This is a genomic window from Dietzia sp. (assembly GCF_036741115.1).
Classification (GTDB): Bacteria; Actinomycetota; Actinomycetes; order Mycobacteriales; family Mycobacteriaceae; genus Dietzia.
In genome coordinates, this window is the sequence record NZ_DAINST010000087.1 from 1 (window position 1) to 2039 (window position 2039).

Below are 2039 nucleotides of genomic sequence, written 5' to 3' on the forward strand. Positions count from 1 at the left end.
TTGCCGATCGCGAGGGAAAGCTGGTAATCGGGCACGACGACGCGAGCCGCGCGGTTGACCGCGTCGACGACCTCGACCGAGACCACCTTCGACGGCGACAGCGCATTGCCCACGAAGACGGCCGGGTCCGCGTCCCAGTCGATGATGTCGATCTTCTCGCCGCCGAGCTCGGCCATGACGTTTCGGACGCGCTGCCCCATGGGGCCGATGCACGCGCCCTTGGCGTTGAGCCCGTCGACGTGCGCGCGCACGGCGATCTTCGAACGGTGCCCCGCCTCTCGCGCGATCGAGGAGATCTCCACCGAGTTGTCCTCGATCTCCGGCACCTCAAGCCGGAACAGGCCGCGGACGAGGTCCGGGTGCGTGCGCGACAGCGAGATCGACGTGGAGCGCTGCCCCTTGGTGACCCCCACGACGTAGCACTTGATCCGCTCGCCGTGCTTGTACTCCTCGCCAGGCACCTGCTCGGAGGGCATGAGCGTGCCCTCCGTTCCGGCGTTCTCCGGGCCGACGCGGACGATGACGATGCCTCGCTCGTTGGCGCGCGCATCGGACTGGATGACCCCCGAGATGATCTCTCCCTCGCGGGTGTGGAACTCGTCGTAGGTCTTCGCCGACTCGGCCTCGCGAAGGCGGTTCATGATGATCTGGCGGGCCGTCGTCGCGGCAACGCGGCCGAAATCATCCGGCGTGTCGTCGAACTCGCCGATCTGATTGCCTTCGTCGTCGAGCTCGCCGACGAGCACACGGACCGAGCCCGCTTTCCGGTTGATCTCCACGCGAGCCGGGCGCTTGGCCTCGGGTGTGTGCTGGTAGGCCGACAGGAGAGCATTTTCCAGAGTGACAAGAAGGTCCTCGAGAGAGATTTCCCGTTCAGCGCTCAGCAGCTTAAGGGCCGTCATGTCGATATTCATTGCCGCGTGCTTCTCCTGGAGTGGTTCTCGGACCGGGCCCCGGGCGGATCGCGCCGGGCCCGAGCCGGCTGGCTGGCTGTTTTTCTACTCTGCCACCAACAGGTCGAGTTCGTCCTGGGGTGGAGAGGAAAACTCTACCTGCACGACGGCCTCGTCTATACCGGCGAGGTCGGCCCACTGCGCCTCGAGCTTCTTTCCGCGTCGGATCACCAGCCAAACGCGGCCCGCCTCTTGGTCGACGTCGCCGATGCGGGCGTCGAACGTCGGCCCATTATCGCCGATGACGGCGGGCGCCTGCGCGTCCTCGGCGAGGCGCACCCGCACCTTCCTGGAACGGTTACGCCGCCACTGCTTCGCCGTTTCGAGCGGGGTGTCCACGCCGCGGCTCGTGACCTCGAGGACGATCTTCTGCGCCGGGTTCCCCCACGTTTGCGCGGGGCCGTCGAGCGCATTGGAGACCTCGGCGAGTTCGTCGAGTCCGAACGGCGAGTCGGAGTCGACGACGACGGTGACGTCGACTGTCCCCGACCCGGACGCCGAGGCCTTTTCCTCAATCGAGTCCACCTCGAGGCCGAACTCGCCGACGATGCGGTCGATGGTGCTGCGGTCGTCCTCGTTGAGGATCACTGTTCCCCGCCTTTCGTGATGTCTGCTGTGCAACGGTTCCGGTCCGCCCGCCGGGAACTGTGGACTCGCCCTCCGGGCTCTGCCATGCTGGCGCACGCTCGCGGACCCTGTCGGACCCGGATCCTACCGTCGCGGCCCCGCCTGCACCCGCGGCCACAGCCGGATCTGTACAAAGATGGGGAGAGTCCGGCGCGAACCAGTCGCGCGGCGCCGGCGCTGCGCACGCTCGTGCGCGATAGGCACGCGACACACGCACGGCGAGACGAAAGCAGAAAGCGGGGGCGAAACCGAGGTGGCTGAGGTCGAACGGGCGACGGGGACGAGAGGCTTGCCGCAGCGGTGGGCGCTCGGTCGCCGCGACCTGTTCCGTGTCGCCGCGGTGGGGGCCATGGCTATCGTCCCTCTCTCGGCGTGCATACCGCAGCGGGGTAAGGAAGCCGAGTACCCGCTGATCGCGCCGTGGCGTACCGCCGTCGCGGACCTCGCGCTCATCCGCTC

The 2039-nt window shown here is 67.7% G+C and carries 2 protein-coding genes; both read right to left on the reverse strand.

Going from position 1 to position 2039, the window contains the following annotated elements; translation table 11 throughout:
• The coding region (gene nusA, locus V7E05_RS12035; RefSeq protein ID WP_333619890.1) for a transcription termination factor NusA at positions 1–914 on the reverse strand (914 nt) is incomplete at its 3' end.
• An 84-nt stretch (positions 915–998) separates the two neighbouring features.
• A complete protein-coding gene (gene rimP, locus V7E05_RS12040) occupies positions 999–1541 on the reverse strand; it encodes a ribosome maturation factor RimP (protein ID WP_333619891.1) in 543 nt (180 codons plus the stop codon).
• Between the last annotated feature and the right edge of the window lie 498 nt (positions 1542–2039).